The 23,950-nt window shown below is 42.7% G+C and carries 15 protein-coding genes; 11 read left to right on the forward strand and 4 right to left on the reverse strand.

The annotated features are described in order from the left end of the window. Nucleotides 1–117 precede the first annotated feature (117 nt). Nucleotides 118–339, reverse strand: coding sequence for a hypothetical protein (locus GQS54_RS13760; protein WP_166424556.1), 222 nt, complete (start codon nt 337–339; stop codon nt 118–120). A 630-nt stretch (nt 340–969) separates the two neighbouring features. Between GQS54_RS13760 and gap the strand changes: the two genes are divergently transcribed. Continuing rightward, on the forward strand, nt 970–1,983 hold the full coding sequence (gene gap / locus GQS54_RS13765) for a type I glyceraldehyde-3-phosphate dehydrogenase (protein ID WP_166424557.1): 1,014 nt from the start codon (nt 970–972) through the stop codon (nt 1,981–1,983). Between the two features lie 263 nt (nt 1,984–2,246). On the opposite strand, the gene ppsA is transcribed toward gap, so the two are convergent. Further along, complete coding sequence (ppsA, locus tag GQS54_RS13770) at nt 2,247–4,685, reverse strand: phosphoenolpyruvate synthase (protein WP_166424558.1); 2,439 nt, start codon at nt 4,683–4,685, stop codon at nt 2,247–2,249. A gap of 561 nt (nt 4,686–5,246) precedes the next feature. Between ppsA and GQS54_RS13775 the strand changes: the two genes are divergently transcribed. Both GQS54_RS13775 and GQS54_RS13780 read left to right on the forward strand, forming a co-directional pair. Next, complete coding sequence (locus tag GQS54_RS13775; RefSeq protein WP_166424559.1) at nt 5,247–5,951, forward strand: 2,3-bisphosphoglycerate-dependent phosphoglycerate mutase; 705 nt, start codon at nt 5,247–5,249, stop codon at nt 5,949–5,951. A gap of 18 nt (nt 5,952–5,969) precedes the next feature. Next, nucleotides 5,970–6,941: an ATP-dependent 6-phosphofructokinase gene (locus tag GQS54_RS13780; protein ID WP_166424560.1), complete on the forward strand. Its 972-nt coding sequence runs from the start codon at nt 5,970–5,972 to the stop codon at nt 6,939–6,941. 77 nt (nt 6,942–7,018) lie between these two features. On the opposite strand, the gene pta is transcribed toward GQS54_RS13780, so the two are convergent. Together pta and GQS54_RS13790 are read right to left on the reverse strand one after the other, a co-directional pair. Then, on the reverse strand, nt 7,019–9,163 hold the full coding sequence (gene pta / locus GQS54_RS13785; RefSeq protein WP_166424561.1) for a phosphate acetyltransferase: 2,145 nt from the start codon (nt 9,161–9,163) through the stop codon (nt 7,019–7,021). Nucleotides 9,164–9,172: 9 nt separating this feature from the next. After that, the gene (locus GQS54_RS13790; protein WP_166424562.1) at nt 9,173–10,369 is read right to left on the reverse strand and encodes an acetate kinase; all 1,197 of its coding nucleotides are present in this window, start codon (nt 10,367–10,369) and stop codon (nt 9,173–9,175) included. Nucleotides 10,370–11,096: 727 nt separating this feature from the next. Here GQS54_RS13790 and betI point away from each other — a divergent pair. The 8 genes from betI to GQS54_RS13830 all read left to right on the forward strand — a co-directional run bounded on the left by betI (nt 11,097) and on the right by GQS54_RS13830 (nt 23,950). Further along, nucleotides 11,097–11,687, forward strand: a complete 591-nt coding sequence (gene betI / locus GQS54_RS13795; protein WP_166424563.1) for a transcriptional regulator BetI — start codon at nt 11,097–11,099, stop codon at nt 11,685–11,687. 1 nt (nt 11,688) lies between these two features. After that, a complete protein-coding gene (betB, locus tag GQS54_RS13800; RefSeq protein ID WP_166424564.1) occupies nt 11,689–13,152 on the forward strand; it encodes a betaine-aldehyde dehydrogenase in 1,464 nt (487 codons plus the stop codon). Then, nucleotides 13,152–14,822, forward strand: a complete 1,671-nt coding sequence (gene betA, locus GQS54_RS13805) for a choline dehydrogenase (RefSeq protein ID WP_166424565.1) — start codon at nt 13,152–13,154, stop codon at nt 14,820–14,822. Before betB ends, betA begins: the two co-directional genes overlap by 1 nt. 103 nt (nt 14,823–14,925) lie before the next feature. Then, the gene (locus GQS54_RS13810; RefSeq protein WP_240919945.1) at nt 14,926–16,143 is read left to right on the forward strand and encodes a BCCT family transporter; all 1,218 of its coding nucleotides are present in this window, start codon (nt 14,926–14,928) and stop codon (nt 16,141–16,143) included. A 64-nt stretch (nt 16,144–16,207) separates the two neighbouring features. Next, nucleotides 16,208–18,571: a TonB-dependent receptor gene (locus GQS54_RS13815; RefSeq protein ID WP_166424567.1), complete on the forward strand. Its 2,364-nt coding sequence runs from the start codon at nt 16,208–16,210 to the stop codon at nt 18,569–18,571. 476 nt (nt 18,572–19,047) lie between these two features. Beyond that, nucleotides 19,048–19,695, forward strand: a complete 648-nt coding sequence (locus tag GQS54_RS13820) for a response regulator transcription factor (protein ID WP_166424568.1) — start codon at nt 19,048–19,050, stop codon at nt 19,693–19,695. Between the two features lie 321 nt (nt 19,696–20,016). Next, nucleotides 20,017–20,622, forward strand: coding sequence for a hypothetical protein (locus GQS54_RS13825; RefSeq protein WP_166424569.1), 606 nt, complete (start codon nt 20,017–20,019; stop codon nt 20,620–20,622). Nucleotide 20,623: 1 nt separating this feature from the next. Beyond that, a complete protein-coding gene (locus GQS54_RS13830; RefSeq protein ID WP_166424570.1) occupies nt 20,624–23,950 on the forward strand; it encodes a hypothetical protein in 3,327 nt (1,108 codons plus the stop codon).

Here is a 23,950-nt window from a genome sequence, read left to right on the forward strand (position 1 = left end):
TCGGCAATTAAATAGGAGCGAAAAGTACAGTCACGAGAGGACTGTCAGCATAATAACTCGCCCCGATTTTCATAAACATCGGCTCCACTAAAATAAACAAAACTAATGCGTTTAGGATTACGGTGTTGCAGGCGTACCTTTAAGTAATTTTACAATATCATCATTGCCATTTTCTTCAGCCAAATGAACAAGATGACTTTTTTGCAACTCGTCAAATACCTCATTGGCTAACAACCCTTTTAATCGATTTGTATCGCCACTTGTAATTGCCGTTTTCAACGCTTCTATATCCAACATGGGATTTTGCTTTAGGTTACTTTCATCATTGTAGTCAGTCATAAAAATTCCTTATTACGGTTTGTATTATTAATGCGTCAGTAATGAATATTTGGGTTTAGAACGGTTTATTCAACCTTTAATTAGTGCTCATAAATGCTGCTGGTTATAACATTAGACTGAGGCAGATTAAATTAAACGTGTATCGCCTAATGCCTTCAATATTGTTCAATTTATCCAGTCTTAGTTGGTCGGGGGTGCTCAATCAAAATAAAAAAGGAGCCCTCCCAAAATATAAGTGGAGGACTCCAAAGAGGTTGGAACCAAGTTTTGAGGAAATCTATCAATTAAAAAAGTGCAATTAATAGACTTTCATCATAATGATAAAGACCTATTACTTAAATAAGGGGTTTCCGTATATCAGCACTTGGTAACTAGTGGTATTCCGCAATCAATCAGCGCCTGACAGGTCTAGTCTTTTAATATTCCCTATCTATTATTCTTTTTTTATGTGCAATTTCACTGGTGGCTAAGTGTGAATAAACAACTTTGCTCAAAAATACCAAATTATTGATGACCATCAATATCAATCTGCCAAGCAGTGTAATGGTAGTGCTGCATACATTAATCTTCGAATTTCAAAATTTGCAGTTATATGTATTTTCCTTAGTTAAATTTTACGGAGGGGTTAAAATGGCGATAAATATTGCAATTAATGGTTTTGGGCGCATCGGACGCATGGTCACGCGGGCCCTTTATGAATCTGGACGCACTGATGAACTGCGCATAGTAGCCATCAACGATCTCGGTGATGCAAGCACCAATGCCTTACTGCTAAAACATGATACAGCCCACGGAACGTTTCAAACTGAAGTGAGAGTTGACGGTGATAATATCGTGGTCGGTAATGACGAGATACGTGTATTAAAAGAGCGAGACCCTTCGAAACTTCCGTGGGGCGAATTAGACGTGCAGGTCGTTTTGGAATGTACTGGATTGTTTCGCACACGTGAGACCGCGCAAATGCACATTAGCGCAGGGGCGAAGAAGGTACTGCTAGCCGCTCCAGCCAGAGACAGCATTGACGCAACGATAGTTTACGGCGTTAACGACGATACACTTTTAGCTCAGCATAGCATCGTATCGAACGCTTCTTGTACGACCAACTGTCTTGCACCACTGGTGAAGCCATTGCACGAGGCTATCGGTATAGAAAGCGGTACCATGACGACCATTCATGCCTACACGAATGACCAAGTATTAACGGATGTTTACCACAAGGATATTCGCCGGGCGCGCTCTGCGACTATGTCAATGATCCCGACAAAAACCGGTGCAGCCAATGCTGTTGGCCTTGTTTTACCCGCTTTAGATGGCAAGCTTAAAGGCTTTGCCGTGCGCGTTCCTGTTATTAATGTTTCTATGGTTGATTTAACGTTTATAGCGAGTCGTAATACCAATATTGATGAAATTCATTCAATTATGCGCACAGCAAGTAATGGGGCTTTAAAAGGTATCCTTGACTATTGTGATGAACTGCTGGTTTCCACCGATTTCAATCACAATCCCGCATCTTCAACTTACGATGCCAGCTTAACAAATGTGATTGACGGCAAACTAGTTAAAGTCTGCGCTTGGTATGATAACGAATGGGGATTTTCTAACCGAATGCTGGATACCGCTCTCGCCTTAGCCAAAGCACTTTAATATCCAATGGAGCGTTGTATGCGGGAGTAGCCTCCCGCTAAAATGTGCCTGAGTTATAAAATATAACCCTGTAGCAGAGCAATGTCAGTGCGCTACCTAAATTGGCGCTTGATAAACAAGACTAATCGCAATTAAAACCACAATAATAATACCAGTCACTTGCCCGGTATCACCAGCATTGTCATTCGGTTATAGAAATAAAAGTGGCAGCACCATAGTGCTGCCACTTTATTCTTTACAACGGTTTAGCGAATGACGATTTTTTATGCAGACTTAGCAGTTTGCGCTAAGCGTTTCTCTACTTCCAATACATGTCGAGTGGTGGCCAGTACCGTGTCTGGATTTAGGCTCATAGCATCAATGCCTAGCTCAACCAGATATTCGGCTATTTCAGGGTAGTCTGATGGGGCTTGACCACAGATACCCGAGTGACGACCGTTGCGTTTGGCGCCTTCTACCGATAAACGCAGCATTTCTTTCACACCAGGGTCGCGTTCATCGAAATCAAAAGCAACAATTTGCGAATCGCGATCCACCCCTAACGTTAATTGCGTTAAGTCGTTTGACCCGATGGAGAACCCGTCGAACAGTTTTGCGAAAGCGTCGATTTGAATAACATTGTTGGGAATTTCGCACATCACATACACTTGTAAACCATTCTCACCGCGCGTCAGGCCGTTTGTTGTCATTGATTCCAGTACTTTTTCACCTTCTTGTACACGGCGGCAAAACGGGATCATCAATTTTACATTGGTCATGCCCATTTCGTCCCGCACGCGTTTCATAGCCTGGCACTCAAGGGCAAATCCATCGGCGTAAGCCGGGTGGGTATAACGAGACGCACCGCGAAAACCAATCATTGGGTTATCTTCGTCGGGTTCAAAAAATGTGCCGCCTAACAAGGTTGCATATTCATTACTCTTGAAGTCGCTCATGCGCACAACACAGGGTTTTGGATATACCGCTGCTGCGATAGTAGCAACACCTTCAGAAAGCGTCTTGACAAAAAAGTCTTGGGGAGTTTCGTAGGCGATGCACATATCGTTGATTTTGCTGCGGGTGGCATCGTCGGTTTTCTCTGGGTGTTGTAGGGCCATCGGATGCACCTTGATGTATTCATTAATAATAAATTCCATCCGTGCTAATCCAATACCGTCTACAGGCAAAGAAGCTAAACTAAACGCGCGATCAGGATTACCCAAGTTCATCATAATTTCGGTTTTGGGGTGAGCCAATTGGCTGAGGTCAGTTTTTTCAATTTCAAAACTCAATATACCGTCATGGATATTGCCCACTTCACCTTCTGCGCAGCTCACGGTAACGGCTTGGTCATTCAGAAGCAGCTCCGTCGCATCATCGGTACCAACAATGGCAGGAATGCCAAGTTCACGAGCTACAATGGCAGCGTGGCAGGTTCGACCCCCACGGTTTGTAACAATCGCCGAAGCGATTTTCATGACCGGTTCCCAGTCTGGGGTGGTAGTATCCGCAACTAATACTTCACCAGGCTGAAAATCGCTTAGTAGCGCAACATCGTTAATGATTCTTACTTTGCCAGCGCCAATTCGTGTGCCAACGGCTTGCCCACGGGCAATAACGTTTGAGGTTTCCTTGAGGTGATAGATTTCAAGGACGGCCCCCTTTTTTTGCGACGATACAGTCTCAGGGCGGGCTTGAACAATATAGAGTTCGCCGTCGATACCGTCTTTAGCCCATTCCATATCCATCGGTTTATAATGACCAGCGTCGTCAGAATAATGATTTTCAATTTTAATCGCGTAGTCAGCTAATATCATGACATCGGCATCAGAAATACTGAAATGCTTTCTTTCGTCCTCGGTGGTGTCGATATTGTTGGTATATTCCACTGCAATATTATCTGTGTTAAGCGTGTCGGTAAAAACCATTTTTAATGCTTTTTGGCCCAGACGGCGTTTCAGTACGGTGCGATGGCCTAGATTAAACGTGGGTTTGTGTACATAAAAACTATCGGGTTCGATGGTGCCTTGTACAATATTTTCGCCTAATCCAAGAGCGCCGTTAATAAAGACCACATCTTTAAATGACGTTTCAGTATCAAGGGAAAACATAACGCCGCTGGCACCAATATCGCTGCGAACCATTTTCATTACCACGACGGACAGGAAGACGGTGTAGACGTCAAAATTGTTATCGTATTTATAGTGAATTGAACGGTCGGTAAAATTTGAAGCTAAACAACGTTTATAGGCATCGAGCAATGCTTCATCACTGCTGATATTAAGGTAGCTGTCATTTTGACCAGCGAACGATGCTTCAGGCGAATCCTCAGCGGTTGCAGATGAACGCACGGCCAAAGAAATGTCATTTCCGTACTCTTCTTTGAGCTGTGCATAGCCGTTTAAAATAGCTTTTTTGAGATCGTCTGGCAGCACGCAGTTTAATACGATCTGCCGTGCTTTTTTACCTCCTGCCTGTAAATTTTTAATATTATCTGGGTCGAGTCCATCAAGAGCCTCATGCAATAATGGCCAAGCTTTATTAGATTCAAGTACATAATTGTATGCTTCAGCGGTCACAGCAAATCCGTTGGGTACGCGCACACCTTCAGCCATTAGATTTTGATACATCTCACCCAGTGAAGCGTTTTTACCACCGACTAATGCGACATCGGAATTATTAAGCTCCTTGAACCAGCGAACATACGGTGTTGAATCTGTCATAAAAATGTACCTTGTGCTGAAGATTAGAATTTAACTAGGCTTTGTGTTGCCTGGTGATGCTGCGGGCCAATATTTTTTGCAATTAGATTCGCTTTTGCGACGCTTATTAATACTGTACAGATTTCTTTGAGCGCAAAAATCAGCATGGCGAAACATCGAGTAATACTGCTGACCCTATCAAGGTGATGATGAGTTAATTACGCATTAGCAATATCATCGATTTTAACGCCAAATTGACGTTAATTATAAGCCAAAAAACCTTGGTAGTCGGCGGAGCATTATTTTACTTTATGCTCAATTTACGGCAGTTTAAATTCGTAATTTCACGTAAAAACTAGTGGCTAATACCTAGTGATACGGGCGTGTCTGTGGGCTTCCAATATGACGACTAATGCAATGCTGCAAAACGGATAGAAATGATTCTTTCAAAGATGGGGCAGCCCTGCGACATTTCTGTGAATAAATCGCAACATTGCGCAATTTAGGTATAACCCCTCATTATATTTACGTCCCTAGCACGGCATAATTGGCAACTTGTTGAATTCACCAACGAGATAATACATGTCGCTATTGACCTTAATTCGCCACGGACAATCCATCTGGAATCAGCAAAACCGCTTTACAGGATGGGTCGATGTTTCGCTAAGCGAGGCGGGGGTAGAAGAAGCGCAGCGGGCGGCGAAAATGCTAGCTGAGCAGCGTTTTGATCTGGCCTTTACTTCTGAGCTACTACGCGCTCAAGACACCCTATATGAAATACTCCGGCACAATCATTTATGTAACCAATATGTGCGCATTCATGACGTTGGTAGTGAATGGTATGAACATTTCGAATCATTGCAAACTGACACGCCAGAGTTAAAAGTCTACGTTTCCCAGCAGTTGAATGAGCGTTACTACGGTGATCTACAAGGACTTAATAAAGATAAAGCAAGACAGCAGTTTGGTGACGACCAGGTACATACTTGGCGACGTAGTTATGACGTCGCACCTCCTAACGGCGAGAGTCTTGCGATGACCGCCAAGCGGGCTATTGCATATTATCAGTCGCATATTGTTCCTCATCTGCAACGGGGTAAAAATGTGTTGATCTGCGCCCATGGTAATTCGTTGCGTGCAATCATTATGCATATTGAAAACATGACAGCAGAAGAGATTGCTGATTATGAGTTAAAAACAGGCTGTCCGCATATTTACCAGTGCGATGCACAGATGAACATACTCAGTAAACAAGTACTCGATAATAAGAAACCAACGCTTCTTTAATCATTGTGGTGACATAAAATGACCAAAAAATTAAAACACATTGGACTATTTACCTCTGGTGGAGACGCCCCTGGTATGAATGCCGCTTTATATGCAGCGGTAAAAACGGCTGCTGCCAATGGCATTAGTGTCAGTGGAATTCGTAAAGGATTTGAAGGTTTGATAGACAATGACATCGTTGCGCTTACGACCTGTCAATTGCAAAAAACGATGCACCTTGGTGGCACTATACTTAAAACAGCGCGCAGCGATCGTTTTAGAACGATTGAAGGGCGAAAAATTGCCCTGCAGAATATCCATAAAAATGAAATAGATGGGCTTATTGCGATAGGGGGCGACGGCACATTTCGTGGGATTTCGCTTTTGTCAGATATCAGTGATATTCCGTGTATTGGTATTCCAGGCACCATAGACAACGACACTGTTGGCACTGATTACACCTTGGGGTTTGACTCTGCGGTTAATACAGCAATGACGTGTATTGACAATATAAGAGATACGGCAGAATCCCATAACAGGATGTTTGTTGTTGAAGTCATGGGCAGAGACTCCGGGTACATTGGTGTGTATTCGGGTTTAACCTCGGGAGCTGATTCAATATTAATTCCGGAAAGTCCGCAAGATCTCGAGTACCTCTTGGATAAAATTAAGGGTTATAACAGCGAAGATGCGTTTATCGTTGTGTTGTCTGAAGGCAATAAATTAGGTCTTAATTATGTATCGTCAAAAATACGCCAAGTTAATGATGAAATAGACTTACGCTTTTGCAAACTTGGGCATATTCAAAGAGGAGGCAATCCTTCAGCCTCTGACCGAATGTTGGGTATAAGGCTGGGCGTAATGGCAGTCAATGCGCTTGTCCAAGGTGAAAGTAATAAAATGGCGGGAATTTGTGATAATCAGCTCGTCTTGACGCCTTTTTCAAAGATAGCAAAACAACATAGTATCGATAGAGAGCTGCGAAGCTTAGTAGAATTATTTTGTCATTAACGGTAGTGGTCAATACTCGATGACCACTACCTTATTGCCTTTTGTTGCGGTTTTTTAATTCTAAGCTATTCAGCTATTCAAGAGTTTTGCTGGGTGGCCTGAATGGCCGTTAGTGCAATGGTAAAAACGATATCATCTACTAGGGCTCCACGACTCAAATCATTCACTGGCTTGCCCATACCTTGAAGCATGGGGCCTATGCTGACCAAATTAGCACTTCGTTGTACGGCCTTGTAGGTGGTGTTCCCCGTGTTGAGATCTGGGAATATAAAAACCGTAGCTTGACCAGCCACTTTGGAATTGGGGGCTTTTTTACTGGCGACGTTTTCCATAATAGCCGCATCGTATTGTAGCGGCCCATCAATCAATAAGTCGGGTCTTTTTTGCTGTGCAAGTTGCGTCGCTTTTTTTACCTTGTCTACGTCAACCCCAGTACCTGAATCGCCCGTACTGTAACTGATCATGGCAACCTTAGGCTCAATGCCAAAGGCAGCGGCTGAATCGGCAGATTGAATGGCAATATCCGCTAATTGCTCAGCCGTAGGATCGGGGTTTATTGCACAATCTCCGTACACCAATACTTGTTCAGGTAACAGCATAAAGAAGATTGATGAGACCAACGATGCGCCGGGCGCTGTTTTTATTAATTGCAGTGCTGGCCTGATAGTATTTGCGGTAGTGTGTACTGCGCCCGAAACTAATCCGTCTACGTGGCCTTGGTGCAGCATCATTGTACCAAGCACAACGTTGTCGAGTAGTTGCTCTTGAGCCACAACAGCCGTTAAGCCTTTGTGTTTACGCAGTTCTACTAGCGGCGCAACGTATTGGTTTCGCAGTTCTTCAGGTTGTTGAATTATTACACTGTCGGGCAGTATTACACCTTGTTGTTCGGCGACTCTGAGGATCTCAATTCTGTCGCCTAATAACACGCATTTAGCAATGCCGCGTTCAGCACAAATAGCGGCCGCTTTTATCGTACGCGGCTCATCACCCTCGGGTAATACAATGGTTTTATTAGCCGCCTTTGCCAATTGAGTCAATTTAAAGCGAAAAGCAGGTGGAGACAAACGCAATACTTTAGCTGCACCCTGCGTTATTGAGTTTATCCATTTAGGGTCAATGCAACTTGCCGCATGATCCATCACGCGGTTGATGCGCTGCTCATCATCGACAGGCACTTCTAAGTTGTAAAAATGCAGATTCAATGAGGTTTGCCAAGTGTTGTCGTAGATTAACATTACGGGTAGGCCACTTTCCATGGCTTGTGAGCATAATGCCATCACTCTTGGGTCGGGCTCATATCCGCCCGTCAACAAAATAGCGCCAATCTTGGTACCATTTTGCGCGGCGAGACAGGCCATAACAAACATATCGTTACGATCCCCTGATATAACTAATAAGGCCCCTGGTTTTAAAACCCACACCATATTGTGGATTTCACGCGCACACAAATTCACACTACGCAATCTGCGATGTTTGTAGTCACCTTCATTGATCATTCTGGCATTGAGGTGTTTACGTACGTCATTCACCCGGGGCGCTATTAATTCGAAATTCCAATTTATACACCCTAATAACGCAAACGATTTGTTGAAAATAGCCAACTTACCAAGTTTATCGATAATTTTTTCAGTTTGGCTTTCATCATGATGTTCGATCAGTTCAGTGCTCAAATGTCCTCGTTCATCAAGTGGTGCGTTTATTTTATTGAATATACAGCCAAGTACTTTTTTGTTTTTGTGACCGCCGTAGTTGTCAGCGACAATTTCTAGTTTATCGTTTAGCTGGGTCGAACTTAAATTGCCCGGCGCGCTAACCAATACAATTTTGGCATCTAAGGCATTGCAAATTTCGCGATTTAGTCGCACTGCATAAGGATGGCTTGGGGTTGAAACAAGTCCCTCTATTATGCAGATGTCTTCGTCGCTTGAATGTTGTTCATATAAGGCGATGATTTCTTCGAGCAATATATCCATGTTGTCATTGCTGATCATGTCTTCTACGTAGGCGGAGGTAAGCGGTGTTGCTGGCTTTATTAAGCCTAATTGACTGATGATAGTGGTTGATTTTTCTGCTTCGTCATCACCATGACGCGGTTGCCCCATTGGTTTGAAAAAGTTAATTTTCAAACCTTGTTGTTGCATGGCTCTAACCAAACCCAAAGATACACTGGTAAGCCCAACACTGCTGCCCACTGGTATTAACATAATTCTGCGTGCCATGACTTCTCCTTACGCTTTAAATGCGTAGTTAATGGTCTCTTTTGCAATAACCCATTCTTCATTGGTAGCTATGGTATATATCGGTTTCGAGTGTTTACTGCTTATTAAGCCTGAGCGACCGAAGCGTATTTCGGAATTTAACGTGTCATCAATGGCTAAACCCAAGTGACCCAATTGAATAATCGTTTGCTCGCGGATGTAACTAGAGTTTTCACCGATCCCACCGGTAAATACTAAAGCATCTAAAGGGCCAATCACGGCTAAATAAGAGCCAATGTATTTAACTAAGCGATAAATAAACATATCTAGGGCAAGCTTGGCTTGTTCGTTGCCTTTGGCTTGCTCGTCTTCTAACGCTCTGCAGTCGTTCGTTAACTGAGAAATACCCTGTAAACCAGAGTCTTTGTTCATCAGTGAACTGACCTGAGCAGCGCTATAGTCCAATTGCTCAATCATGTACGTGGCGATACTTGGATCAATGTCACCGCATCGTGTGCCCATCACGAGACCTTCCAGCGGTGTGAAGCCCATACTGGTATCGACTGCTATGCCTTTTTTGATGGCAGTGATACTGCATCCATTGCCAAGATGAGCCGTGATTAAGTTACACTCTTCAATGTTTTTATTGAGTCGCTTGGCCGCTTCGCGAGAAACAAAGTAATGACTCGAACCGTGAAAGCCGAACTTGCGTATGCCGTATTGCTCGTAAAGCGAGTAAGGCAGGGCATATAAATAAACATGTTTAGGTAATGTTTGAAAAAAGGCGGTATCAAAAACTGCCACCTGTGGTAGCTCTGGAAAGGCCGCCTGTGCGCTTTCGATGCCGGCGACATGGGCTAAGTTATGTAACGGAGCCATTTTTGCTAAATCTCGGATCTGTTCTTTAACCGTGTCATCAATCAAGCATGCATGAGTGAAAACCTCTCCGCCTTGTACTACCCGATGCCCAACCGCAATAAGACTCGAATGCAGTTCATCAAATTTGTTTAGAACCGCGCCAATATTACTTAGCGCGTCTTTATGGGAGGCGTTATCTGGCAGTTCTATAATTGTTTTTTCTTGCCTAAAGGCATATCGCAGCAGACCATTAGTCGCGCCAAGATTTTCAGCAATCCCTTGTAAAGGAGTATCACCAGATTTGGCGTCAATAATGGCAAATTTAATAGATGAGCTACCACAGTTGAGCACGAGTACGTGTTGATTCATAAACGTTTTCTATCCTATTTGGATGAATGCGAAGCTAACAATATTAGCTTGTCTAATGCACTTTGGGTAATAATTGTTATTAACATCAACAGCTGAGTTCAGTTCAAGGGCGTACATTGTACAGGGCTGCATCAGTTGCCACTTGTCTATGATCAATAACGCTAGAAGAACGTACTTTGCTAAATATTGTGCTAGCTGATCTTAGTTAGATATACAGCGCTTAAAGCTGAGTTAACTGCTTAACAAATGTTATTCAAATACCTCGTTTAGGCTTACTTTACATACGCATTTATCACACCTAAGTTCGACCGTGACGACTACTTCTTATCGATGATTTAAAACGTGCATTGATGCGTACATTTCTGCCAATTCTTATTTCACTCAATGCATTAAAATTACTATTTAGAGCTGTTATTTAAAACACCATTCTCATCATATTTATTAGATTAAATTAGTTAGTGCTCAATGTTATTTGTAGCTTGACTATCAGTGTCCTATAAACTAAAAAAACTTACCATTCTATTGGATGTTGCTGATTTTATTGGTTTTTGATCATAAATTTGAATTTATTTTAATCTTTTTTAGATGACGGTATTTGTACGGCATTACAGTAACTTAGGTTCAATTCAACGCATTTGATATAGCCCATTCACAGTTTGTCAACATTGAATTATTAACTCTATTGCCCTAAGGTTTGTTTTTTATTGAACGTTCAATTAACAAAAATATGCCTAAAGTTGGAATGCAACCAGTTCGACGTCAGCAGTTAATAGACGCAACTATTGAGTCAGTGGCCGAATTTGGATTACAGGCCACGACCATTAATCGCATCAGCGAAAAAGCGGGCTTATCGTCCGGCATTATCAGCCATTATTTTGCTGGTAAACAGGGCTTGATCGAAGCCACCGTGCGTTATTTGTTATCGAACTTAAAGAAGGTGCTGATGGAAGGGCTCACCCCGACGACGACACCAGAACAAAGGTTAATGCTAATCATTGAAGCGAATTTTTCTCGACTACAGCAGCAAAGCGAAACCACTAAAACGTGGTTAAGTTTCTGGTCGCAATCGATGCATGATTATGAATTACACCGTTTACAGATTGTAAACAGCCGACGACTTTTTAGTAACTTGGCCTGTTCATTTAAACAGTTAATGAGCGACGACGATGCCAAATTAGCAGCACAACTATGTGCAGCGATGATTGATGGCTTGTGGTTACGGGCAGTGCTAAGTAAATCTGATGAAAATGAATTTGAACGCTGTGAATACTTAGCAAAGAACTATGTAAATTCACTTATCAAGCAGTATGGAGCTTAATTTGACAACACCGGTTTACCAAAACTTTATTCATGGCCAATTCTTAGGGAATCAAAGTGGCGACACTTTCGAGGTGAAAAACCCTGCCACCGATCAGGTGATTTACCGAGTTGAAGTGGCTGATGAGACTATTCAGGCCGCCGCTATTAAAAGTGCAAAGCAAGGTTTTGCCATTTGGTCTGGTATGACGCCCATTGAGCGCAGTCGTATTTTATTAAAAGCAGTGAATCTACTACGTGAACGTAATGATGAGCTGGCAAAAATTGAAGTGCTAGACACAGGTAAACCTTGGCAAGAAGCCGAGTGCGTTGATGTGCAAACCGGCGCAGATGTCATTGAGTATTTCGCCGGATTAGCTCCAGCACAAGTTGGTCAACAACAAATGGTGGGTGATGATTTTTACTACACCCGTAAAGAACCCCTTGGAATATGTGCTGGCATTGGCGCGTGGAACTATCCATTGCAAATTGCTTGCTGGAAGTCAGGTCCTGCACTCGCTGCAGGCAATGCACTTATTTTTAAGCCGTCAGAAGAAACCCCGTTAGGCGCAATTAAGCTAGCTGAAATTTTTACTGAAGCGGGTGTGCCAGCAGGTGTATTTAATGTGGTGCAAGGTGCCGCAGAGGTGGGGCAGTGGTTAACGCAAAGCTCTGATATTGAAAAGGTTTCGTTTACCGGCGAAGTAGGCACAGGTAAAAAAGTAGTCGCCAGTGCAGCGGGCTCGTTAAAAGATGTGACCATGGAGCTTGGCGGAAAGTCGCCTTTATTGGTATTTGATGATGCCGATGTATCTCAAGCTGTAAGCGCAGCCATGCTTGGTAACTTTTACACCCAAGGCGAAGTGTGTACCAATTGCACTCGGGTTTATGTGCATAAAGCCGTTTATCAGGCCTTTATTGATGAGCTTAAAACCCGTACCGAACAAAATATTATCGCGGGCGATCCTCTTGATCCTAGCGTTAATTTAGGCGCACTTATTTCAAAAAATCATCAAAACTTGGTGATGAGCTACATCGATAAGGGGATTGCAGAGGGCGCGACGGTATTAACTGGCGGCACTATGCTTAATCCTGAGTCTGCACCTAACGGCTACTTTGTTGCACCAACCGTGTTTGTGGATTGCCGTGATGACATGACGATTGTCAAAGAAGAGATTTTTGGGCCCGTTATGTGTGTATTGGTATTTGAAGACGAAGAAGATGTTATTCAGCGTGCAAACGATACCCACTTGGGCTTAGCTGCCGGTGTGTTTACCCAAGACATAAAGCGCGCGCATCGCGTGATACACCGCTTGCAAGCCGGTATATGTTGGATAAACAGTTACGGTAACTCACCAGCAGAAATGCCTGTAGGGGGTTACAAACAATCGGGTATTGGCCGTGAAAACGGCATTGAAACGCTCGATCACTACACGCAAACCAAATCTATTTATGTGGGTATGAGCAACATTGAGAGCCCGTTTTAATGGCGGGACTTAATTACGATTACATCATAGTCGGTGCTGGCTCTGCGGGTTGCGTACTAGCCAATAGACTCTCAGAAGACTCTGATAAACGAGTTCTGCTGCTGGAAACCGGCGGTAGTGATAACAATATATTTATCAAAATGCCCACCGCGTTATCCATTCCCATGAACAGTGATAAATACGCGTGGCAGTTTCACACAGAATCAGAACCTTATTTAGATAATCGCAAAATGCATTGCCCCAGAGGCAAAGTGTTAGGTGGCTCGTCGTCTATTAATGGCATGGTGTATGTTCGTGGTCACGCCAAAGATTTTGACGAGTGGCAAGAGCACGGCGCCGATGGCTGGGACTACCAGTCCTGCTTACCGTACTTTCAAAAGGCAGAGTCATTCTATTTAGGTAAAGATGCTTACCGTGGCGATAGTGGACCTCTTGGGGTCAATAATGGCAATGAAATGGCCAACCCACTTTATAAAGCCTTTATCGAAGCCGGACAACAAGCAGGCTACGCCGCAACTGATGATTACAACGCTGGGCAGCAAGAGGGTTTTGGCCCGATGCATATGACCGTAAAAGACGGTGTGCGCAGTTCGGCAAGTCGCGAATACCTTGATCCAGTTAAGTCACGGAGTAACTTAACCATAGTGACAGGTGCACTGGCTGAAAAAGTCTTGCTCGATGGTAAACAAGCCGTTGGTGTTCAATACAGTGTTAACGGCGAAAAGGTAACAGCTAAAGCAAGTAAAGAAGTGGTGTTAAGTGCAGGCTCGATTGGCTCACCGCATTTATTGCAGCTTTCTGGTATTGGTGATAGTGAAACCTTAAAAAACGCGGGTATTGCGGTGAAACACCATTTACCCGGCGTAGGGCAAAACCTTCAAGATCACTTAGAGTTTTACTTTCAATATAAGTGCAAGCAACCCATTACCTTAAACGGCAAACTTGGTTTGATTTCAAAAGGCTTGATTGGCGCACGTTGGTTATTTACCCGCAAAGGTCTTGGGGCGAGCAATCATTTTGAATCTTGTGCTTTTATTCGCTCAAAAGCAGGTGTGCAATGGCCCGACATTCAGTATCACTTCTTACCGGCAGCCATGCGCTACGACGGCAGAAGCGCGTTTGCGGGTCATGGTTTTCAAGTGCACGTAGGCCACAATAAACCGAAAAGCCGAGGTGCGGTGACTATTCAGTCAGCGGATCCTACGATAGCACCCAAAATTCAATTCAATTACCTACAACATCAAGATGATATTGAAGGGTTTAGAGCTTGCGTGCGTTTAACTCGTGAAATTATCGAGCAAAGTGCATTCGATGCATATCGAGATGATGAAATTCAGCCAGGTAAGCACATACAAACGGATGAAGAAATCGATGCTTTCGTGCGCCAAGCAACCGAGAGTGCTTACCATCCTTCGTGTTCATGCAAGATGGGTGAAGACGATATGGCCGTGGTTGATTCAAGTACTCAGGTGCATGGCATTGCGGGGTTACGTGTGGTTGATTCTTCAATTTTTCCCACTGTACCAAATGGCAATTTAAATGCGCCTACTATTATGGTGGCAGAAAAAGCAGCAGACATCATTTTGGGTAAACCAGCGCTTAGTCATTCACCGGTAAGTGTTGCTATTCCAAGTGATTGGCAAACGATACAGCGTAGTTCGAAGATTTAATCTGGCCACCTGAAGCGCAGCAAAATCGATATTTTGCTGCGTAATGCGAGTCACAAAACAGGAAGAAATATGCAGCATTATCGTTTATTTTGGGGAAGTTTTAATGACCTTATGGCTTAACGCAGGGATCATTTTTACTCTTTTAGCCATTGTGGTTATTTTGATTAAGTGGGGAAATGTACAATGTATCGGCGTGACGCCGGTCAGGTTGTTTACCTTTATCGCGATCTTATTCACATCAGGCCTAGACGTGGGTTTGATTATGTTTCCGCTCACTGAATTCGCCGGTTATGCCGACTTAAAAGCAAGCCCAGAGTATGCATTTACCAATCCAATGGCCATTGAGTTTGGTTATTGGGGGTTTCTGATTTGGGGATTTTATTTTGTTACCTGTTTCTATTTCTGCGTGGTAGAGCCCAAAGTTAGATTTTTCGAAATTCCCTTGGTCAAATTTATCAATAATGTAGTGATTATTGGTACCTGCGCATTTACTGCTTCTTTGTTACTGGCGAACCTACCTTGGTATATCCCGGCTATTGGTGATGGAGAATCTGTTGTTCCTACCTTCTATTTCATCGTGTTCGCGGCAATCTGTTTCGCCGTTTACTCCAGTACTGACATTAAATACGTACGGCTGCTCAGTATCTCGACTACGTGGTTGTTTATCGCCTTAATTGCTTTTATGTGGGCTGGCGCATTTATGGGCAGCGAGAGCCAAGTGGCCGCGTTCAGCCATAATTTAGAGCTGATAGGCAGTTACTTCGGCAACATAGAAGACTTTGTACTGCCGCTGAATGTTTACCATGAGTTTTATCTATTCTGGTGGTTTGCATGGAGCATAATGATTGGCCAATTTACCTCGCGTTTTGTCGGGGGGTTACGCACTTATCAAGTGTTGGGCGCCATGCTGATATTTCCTTCTATCCCCATCGCAGTTTGGTTTAGTGTACTTTATCAATATCATGAAGCCGGCATTCCTACTACAGGCCTTAAAAACTTTGCGATGGCCTTTGTGGGCATTGTATTTGTGATCAATTCTCTCGATTCGCTCATTCGCCTATACACAGATAACTTGAATATGACGGTAAAGCGTTTAGGAAAGTTCAATTATATTGCCTTAAACGTGGTCACGTTATCTCTACTAACCCTGCTGTTTAAACTAGAGTTTTTACAAATTCAGTGGGTCGGGGCATTGGTCATTGGACTGTTCTTCAGTTGTGCCATTTTCATTGCCTACAGCAAACCTAAAACAGTCAAAAATATAGACAGCTCGCCTAAGGGCAACGAGATCGATTTCACCAAAATAGATTCAGATAATTAATTAAATAAAGGAATTAACCATCAATTCACACAATAAAAACACAACACACAAAACAGGACTTTTTATGAATATATATGTGCCTAAGAAGCAAAGCCTAATTGCACTGTCTGTGCTTTCAGCCATGTCGATGACATCACTTTCGGCCTTTTCTCAAGAAGCAGAAACCTTAGCCAACGCAAAAAAACAACAAGAAGACGTGGAATCTATCGTTGTTACTGGTCGTAGTGTTTCTTACGCAAATAGTGCTGCAACTGAAGAAATGAAAAAGCAGCAAACGCCGATGACAAGTGTTTTGTCTTTGGTTGATAACCTGCCAGGCGTATTGGTTACCGAAGGCGACCCGTTTGGCTCTGATGAGTGGTCCACAACGATTTCAATTCGTGGATTTCAGTTGAATCTAGAATCTCAGCAAATCGGTATGACAGTCGATGGGATATCAAATGGTAACTCTAACTACGGTGGTGGCACTAAAGCTAGCCGATATATTGATACTGAAAACTTGCGTGGTATCGAAGTATCTCAGGGCACGGCTGATATCAGCTCTCGTTCAAACGAAGCCCTTGGTGGAACCATGGATTTCACGACTATTTTGCCTGCGTTAGATGAAAAACTTACTGTAAGCACAACGCTTGCTGAACATAACGCGCGTAAATTCTACGTCCGTTATGACACAGGCGAGATAGCACAAGATACGTTTGCATGGATGTCTTTATCAAGCCAGCAGAATGATGACTACATGGATGGGTCGATTACCAATAAACGTGATCACGCCGAAGGTAAAATAATCAGCACCATTGGTGAAGTTAATCTTACAGGTTATGTTAGTTACGACGATGCAGAAGAATATACCTATCAACGTATTTACGGTTTAGCCCAGTATGAGCAAAATTCTCAATGGGATGGCCTGACTGAAGATTGGTCTGGCGTGCCATACCAAGACCAAGTGTTCCGTGAAGGTTGGGTAACAGAGCGTGAAAACTTTTTTACTTATTTAAAAGCAGACTTTGCCGTGGGCAGTGTTGATTTCAGTACCAACGTTTACTACCACGAAAATGAAGGTGCGGGCAAGTGGATCCCATATTACATCGCAGATGTGACTGATGACGGGGTAGGTAACCCAAATTCTGAGCTAGATTCATCTTCTACAGCCTTTGGTGGTGCATCTCAGGGCTTAATTTATTTTGTTAATCGCGCAGGCGAGACGCTTTCACCTATCGATGGATGTGCTAGTTCTATTGGCTTCCCTTATGGCGGCGGTGGGGCTGAAATCGACCCAGGTTGCTACGAGCAAGGCGCCATACCAGTAAGCTCAAACCGTCATACACATTATAATAAAAAGCGTTACGGCATAAATGGTGATTTTGTATGGCATACCAGTATTTCTGATATGGAAAACGTGGTACGTGGTGGTTTCTGGTATGAAGATTACCAACGTGACGAGTATCGTGATTGGCATAAAACCATCGATGCAGCAACGAGTGCTCGCTATGATGAGACCCCTTATTGGGTGCAATACGATCGTGAATTCCCAGTAGAAACGTTGATGTATTACGTTGAAGATGAGCTGGATGCCGGTTTTGCTAAATTCCGCTTAGGCGCAAAGCAATTTAATGTTGATGTGTCTAAAGATGATCAATTCGTTCCTGAGAACGATTTAGACATTTCATCTGATTCAGATGTGTTAATTTCGGCGGGCTTTGTGGCACCATTACCGCTAGAAGGCTTAGAACTATTCGGTGGCTATGCTGAAAACTTTGCAGCGGTAAAAGATGCTGTACTGGAGCGTGATGATACAGATATTAGCCAAGTTGAACCTGAAACTGCGGATAATATTGACTTTGGTTTGCGTTATTCAACGCCCGGTTTTAATGCCAATATAACGTATTACAACATTAAGTTTGAAAACCGTATTACTTTTGTTAGCAATGAAAGTGTCAATGGTATCGACTTCTTAGAAGCCGCAGCTGGTGGATATGTTAACGAAGGTGGTATTGAATCTGACGGTATTGAAGCATCACTTGATTACAACATCACTGATACGTTCGGTGTGTATGTTTCATACACCAAAAATGATTCGACTTACACCGACGCAGCGTTCAGTGGGAAAACTGTAATAGGTAGCCCTGAAGACATGGCCGTCATTAGTTTTGACTATGCCAATAATGATTTTTACGCTGGTTTCAGTACTAAATACGTAGGTGAGCGTTTCTTAGACCAATTAAACACCCAAGAAACGGACTCTTACGTAGTGAGTGATTTATATGTCGGTAAAACTGCCTATGACATCGGTGGAAGCATTGAAAGCGTAGAGCTTAGCTTCACTGTAAACAACGTATTTGACGAAGAGTATCTTGGCTCTATTGCGCCAAATGCTGGTTGGATTGGTGCACCAAGAATTGCATCATTTAATGTTAGATTCGTAATGTAACAATAGTCGCAATACGACGTAGCACAGAGTCAAAAGGCCATATGCAATAATACTGCATGTGGCTTTTTTTTTGCTTTTATAAAAAGCAAAAAGCAAAAAGCAAAAAGCATTAAATCCGTTCTGATATCACCATACAGAATACCCGCTTAACCCAAATTAGTATTAAAAATGGCATTGCTTCGAATACGTCGGTGACCAGTCCTAAAAATAAAATATCATCTAATTTTAAACCCATAGATCGTGAGCACTTAAACAAGGAATCGCCGAGTCTTGACGCTATCTGAATGAGTTTAGGGTTACTACGAATTTTGGTTATTTTAATGTAGTTATGGACTACCCAATGAGGGAATTTATCAGAATATAAACTATGCTTTGAACACCAGATTAAAAAAATATTCAGTATAATAAAATTACCTCGTTAGACGCGAGGTGTTGCAGTAGGACGTAAACTGATAAAACATAAAGAATTAGCCAGAATGGATATCGAATTAAGTCTTATCATCGAAAGTAGAATTTACCGCGAAGTTATCTCCAGTCACCTTAATTCCGGCAAGGGAATTAAAGTTGCGAATACCTACAGCTCTAGCAAGCAAGCTATTAGAACGATTGATCAATGTTCCACTGATATTGCAATAATAGATGGCAGCATCAATGATGTGCTGCTGCTAATCACCACTATCAAAGAAGTCCAGCCTTTAACGAAAATCGTATTAATTACTTCTTCCTTTGAAATGACATTACCGGGTGAGTATATTGCTTTAGGGGTCGAAGGTATCATCACGAATAGCGATGGTGTGGACGACTTAAAAAATTGTATAGCAACGGTTTACTCTGGGCATTTGTGTTACCCCAAAGAAATAGCTAATTTGTTCCGGAGTAATATTTCGAGCGTCCGGGAGATAGGGACTCAAATTTATGACGGTCGCCCAGTGTTGACACGCAGACAATCGATCGTCATGCAGTTGATCGCAATAGGACTTTCTAACAAAGAGATTGCTCGAAGGTTGAATATTGAGTTATCTACCGTAAAAAATCATGTACATCAAATCCTTGAGCGCATGCACGTTAAGAGTCGTTCTGAAGCGGCTGCACGCTATAGTGTCAACGGTCACCCATCACACTAATTTTCATCCCTCGCGACCTCACTAACGCTATCGATAAATAAACATTATTTTGCCATATTTCTGAGCATGTAAAAGTTAATTCATATAGATCTAAAGGTTCATAAATCCTATATCTTCGTTTTAGTTATAGATCTTATTGTAGTCTGTTTTATTCATGTCGTGATCCACTGCCATCCGCTAGTTTTATTACTCAGGTAATGATTCGGTGTAAAAGCTGACAAAGATTGCACAGTACAACTGGGGTGATGAAATTAGCCATCTCAGGTGCATATTTGAAGGAACACGACGGATAAATATAAACGGATTTATAGGGAGATTGGCATGCTAATCAAACCCATGATCAATGGTTGGGAAATACCCAGAATTTCTAATATCCAATCGCAGGAGTCTCGTCGATTATTGAGATTGCCCGTGCCTGGGTTATCTGGAGATTTACACCAAGATCTGGGGCGTGGGGCTTTGGTGGTCGATATTAGTGGCTCTTTGTATGGCGACGAGGCTCGGGATGAGTTTCTTACCGAAAATGTTAGAAAGGCATTTCTTGAAGCCCAGCCGGTAGATTTCGTTGCTGATATTGTAAATGAGTCAGAATTGGAACAAGTCATTATTGAAACATTGAGCTTGGAAGAAAATGCTGATTACCCAGGACAATTCTTTTATTTCATACGTTTGCGAGAATACACTGAGCCACCTGAACCCGCTAGCCCAGGTTTAGGTTTAGTCGCCCCTGACCTTAGTTTAGATATTGAGTTGGGACTTGACCTGCTTGATTTACCCGGATTACTTGTACCTCTGCCTGATATTGGCGATTTATTACAGCCTATTGAACCCGCGGCACAAACCTTAAAAGACGTACTCGCAGGTGCAGCGGATTTGTTTACGCCACTAGAATCCTTATTTGACTCACCTCCAGCCGGAGGGGACTAACATGGGTCTAAGCATTGAATTAAGCGCTAAATTGGATACCAGTGGCCCTTTACTTAATTTAGAAGGCAATATTACTGCGTCTTTAAACGATTTAGACATGGTTAGTATTCCAGATATTAGTGGCCAATTTTCAATCGCATCGCGCAACAATGAAAGCATCGATTTATCGCTTATTACACAAGGAGTTCAGCAAGTACTGAGCAATCTTAGCCCCGTCGTTAGTCATTTATCGGGTTCAGTCAATGTGGAATCCATCAGTAAAATAGTCGATTTGGCAAAGCAACTAAATGAATTAGATATCTCAAACAGTCTGGAGAAACTTCAAGCTGAGTTTGAAATTGGTTTAGCGGGTAACGAAGATTTTCTGGCTAAGCTAAGCAAGCTATCAGAATTGATGGAAGGAAACTTAAGTATTCAGTCAGCCAAGGCGTTTATCGAAAGCCTTGCCGACATTACTGGCAGTAACATCGATATAAATCAGTTTAAGATGGCGGATTTATTGCCGGCTTTTGATTCCATCGTTAAGCTCATTGGCAATTTAATGAGCGTGTGGAATCGTCTTGAAGAAGGCGAAAAATTAGCTAAGGTGATTCAAGCTCAACTTGACCACGAACGCATTAATGCATCAATCGACTTTATAGAAAAACAATTAGGGGCCGGCAGCGTAGCTCCCTTAGTTGATTTTTTACAGCAGTTAGATATCAACGATGAAAACCAAGTAACTGCCGCTAAGCAGGCGATCGCCAACGTAAAATTATCGGTTAATGGTTTGCACGATGCCATTGCCGAAGGCATGGCTTTTGGCGAAGCAACTTTAGTACAGTTAAACCCCGGTGATGTAAAGTTATCGATTCAAAAATCAGCGCTTGAATTAGGTAACCTTAATATCAGTCAGTTAGAAGATTTAGTTCAACAACTGGCTGATCAATTACAGCCGTTATTTATGGTGGATTTTGCTCAAGCGCCGATCGAAACGTTAGACGGGTGGTTAACGCTATTAGAAGGTAAAACAGCCGAAGTGGCACAAGGTATTACTGCCTTTGACATTGACGCTTTAATGTCACCGATTCATCAAGCACTGGAAGTGGTGTTAGACGTTCCAACCGCATTAAATGAAGCACTGCAAACACTAAAATTAGAATTACAGCAAGGACTAAGCAGCATTCGACAAGCAGTGGCATCTGTTCCAGTCAATGCTCTGGTCGACACTATTCAAAATGTATTAGTACCAATCACAACAGCACTCAATTTTATCAGTGAACTTATTGCGGAAATTCAAGCGGTGTTAGGAGCTGCGCTAGCATCACTTCAGGCGGCGTTGAATACTTCTGAAAACGCAGTTGATTCTGTTAAAGCTGAATTAGAGCAAGTATTCCAAACGGTCAAAAGCTATGTCGATTCGTTAGCACTTGAGAAGATAATTGGTGAAGTGGCTGAGAAAATTCAAGTCTTTGCCAACGCACTTGGTCAAGCTGATATGGCGCCGTATTTTGATACAGTCACTGAGGCTATTGATACAACCACTGGTGTTGTGGACAAGGTGCCATTTGATTTATTGCCAGATTCGATGGAGCAAGAGGTGGTTGATCTGGTGAAACCGATCAAACAAGTCGATCTTGAAGAGCTGCAAAATGACCTCAAAAATCTTTTACAGATTGGCGATGATGGAAAATTCGAACTGCGTCCAGATTTAGAGGCCGCATTGAGCTCGATTCAAGCGAAATATGATGAGGTTTTAGATGTTGTGGCACAAGGTGATCCTCAAGCTTTCGCCGAGCAAATTAACCAGCAGTTAGAAGGTGTGCAGAGCAAAATTGCCGAGTTAACACCTACTGTGGCTTTAGATCCTATTCAACAAGCAATTGATTCAGTGAAAGATTTACTTTCTGGCTTTGATTTAGAGCATACCCTAGCACCTTTAAATGAGGGGTTTGATCAAGTCGTCGAAAAGGTAGATGAATTTAAGCCCTCAGTGTTGCTTGAAGATTTAGAGAATACACTGTCTGAGGCCAGACAAGCATTGTTTGCTAATCTCAAATTAGATGAGTGGAACGATAAAATACTTAGTTTGCGTCAACAAATTTTAGATCTTCTTGATCCCCTTGACCCAAACCAAATTGAACCATTATTAGAACAGGCCGTAAATGAAATAAAACAGCAAGCGGCTACCTTACCTACAAAAGAACTCGCCTACATAATTGGGAGTTTTATTAGTGGCGTTTTGGGGGGAAGAGCGGGGCAATCGAGGGCCGATAGTTTTGCCATTATTTTTGAATGGATGAGAGAAGGGGAAGGCACAAGTCAATTAGTCTCGTTGGCAAATAAAGCATCCGCACAAATAGATACTGCCTACCAAGCTGCGCAGCAAGTAGATCTAATTCAAATCATTGTTCGTCTGCAACCGCAATTAAACAACCTCAATTCAGCATTAATTGCATTACCTGATGGGCGCGTTAAAACCGAATTATCGACATGTATTGCTGAACTCAATATCGACAAAAAACTAACACCTTTTGTCGGTCTACAGCAGCGTTATTTGCTGGCACTTCAACAAGCTAGTAGCGATTTCACTGAATTGGCTAATGAAGGTCTATCTGAAGTAGATATTGCGGTAAGTAAGCTTCAACGCGTGTTTCAACCGATGGCTTTCGCCAAGACTTTTTTCGTAGAGATACTCACCTTATTGGGCGTGAATGACCTAGATAAAGGAATTCAGCAATTTGTCGCGGATATATTTGATACTGCCACGCCAGCAAGGTTGGCTGGAATAGTTACCCCTATTGTGAGCGCCCTAAAGGATCGTTTAGCAGATTTTGTTGATGGTTTCCTCAATCCAATTCTGGATGGCATAACGGAGATCCAGGCACTAGAGACACAACTAAGCTTAAATACGTTGATCGTCGATTTGGATGCCATACACCAAGCTACGCGAGATCAGATAACTAAGTTGCATCCTGATGAAATCTTGGGAGAAACCAAAGCATCGTTTATGCAAACTCAATCAGACGTTCTGGCATTCGATCCGTTAGGCCCATTAACCGCTGCAATTGAGGCGTTGAAATCCAGTAGTTCAAGGGTATTAAGTAAATTAGATGCACAAGAGATACTGAAAACGCCGAGTGAAGTGTTTCAGGACATATTAGCTGCTCTTCAAATGATTGATTTACAAAATTTACTCAAACCAATACTCGATGTACTCGATAGCCTGAGTCAAAAAGTTAATACAGGGTTAGCGGATACAACCGAGGCTTTTACACGTTTACAAGATGCGCTTCCGGATCAAATAGGCAGTACATCAACTTCTCAACCAGTCAGTGTGAGTACCTAA

The sequence above is a fragment of the Paraglaciecola sp. 20A4 genome, assembly GCF_011378905.1.
GTDB lineage: Bacteria > Pseudomonadota > Gammaproteobacteria > Enterobacterales > Alteromonadaceae > Paraglaciecola.

Bases quoted from the DNA above. Each gene is read 5' to 3' on its own strand.
- GQS54_RS13830 (WP_166424570.1), top strand. From the start codon at position 20,624: ATGGGTCTAAGCATTGAATTAAGCGCTAAATTGGATACCAGTGGCCCT.
- betA (WP_166424565.1), top strand. From the start codon at position 13,152: ATGGCGGGACTTAATTACGATTACATCATAGTCGGTGCTGGCTCTGCG.
- GQS54_RS13760 (WP_166424556.1), bottom strand. From the start codon at position 339: ATGACTGACTACAATGATGAAAGTAACCTAAAGCAAAATCCCATGTTG.
- gap (WP_166424557.1), top strand. From the start codon at position 970: ATGGCGATAAATATTGCAATTAATGGTTTTGGGCGCATCGGACGCATG.
- GQS54_RS13790 (WP_166424562.1), bottom strand. From the start codon at position 10,369: ATGAATCAACACGTACTCGTGCTCAACTGTGGTAGCTCATCTATTAAA.
- GQS54_RS13810 (WP_240919945.1), top strand. From the start codon at position 14,926: ATGACCTTATGGCTTAACGCAGGGATCATTTTTACTCTTTTAGCCATT.
- GQS54_RS13815 (WP_166424567.1), top strand. From the start codon at position 16,208: ATGAATATATATGTGCCTAAGAAGCAAAGCCTAATTGCACTGTCTGTG.
- GQS54_RS13820 (WP_166424568.1), top strand. From the start codon at position 19,048: ATGGATATCGAATTAAGTCTTATCATCGAAAGTAGAATTTACCGCGAA.
- ppsA (WP_166424558.1), bottom strand. From the start codon at position 4,685: ATGACAGATTCAACACCGTATGTTCGCTGGTTCAAGGAGCTTAATAAT.
- GQS54_RS13775 (WP_166424559.1), top strand. From the start codon at position 5,247: ATGTCGCTATTGACCTTAATTCGCCACGGACAATCCATCTGGAATCAG.
- betI (WP_166424563.1), top strand. From the start codon at position 11,097: ATGCCTAAAGTTGGAATGCAACCAGTTCGACGTCAGCAGTTAATAGAC.
- GQS54_RS13825 (WP_166424569.1), top strand. From the start codon at position 20,017: ATGCTAATCAAACCCATGATCAATGGTTGGGAAATACCCAGAATTTCT.
- GQS54_RS13780 (WP_166424560.1), top strand. From the start codon at position 5,970: ATGACCAAAAAATTAAAACACATTGGACTATTTACCTCTGGTGGAGAC.
- pta (WP_166424561.1), bottom strand. From the start codon at position 9,163: ATGGCACGCAGAATTATGTTAATACCAGTGGGCAGCAGTGTTGGGCTT.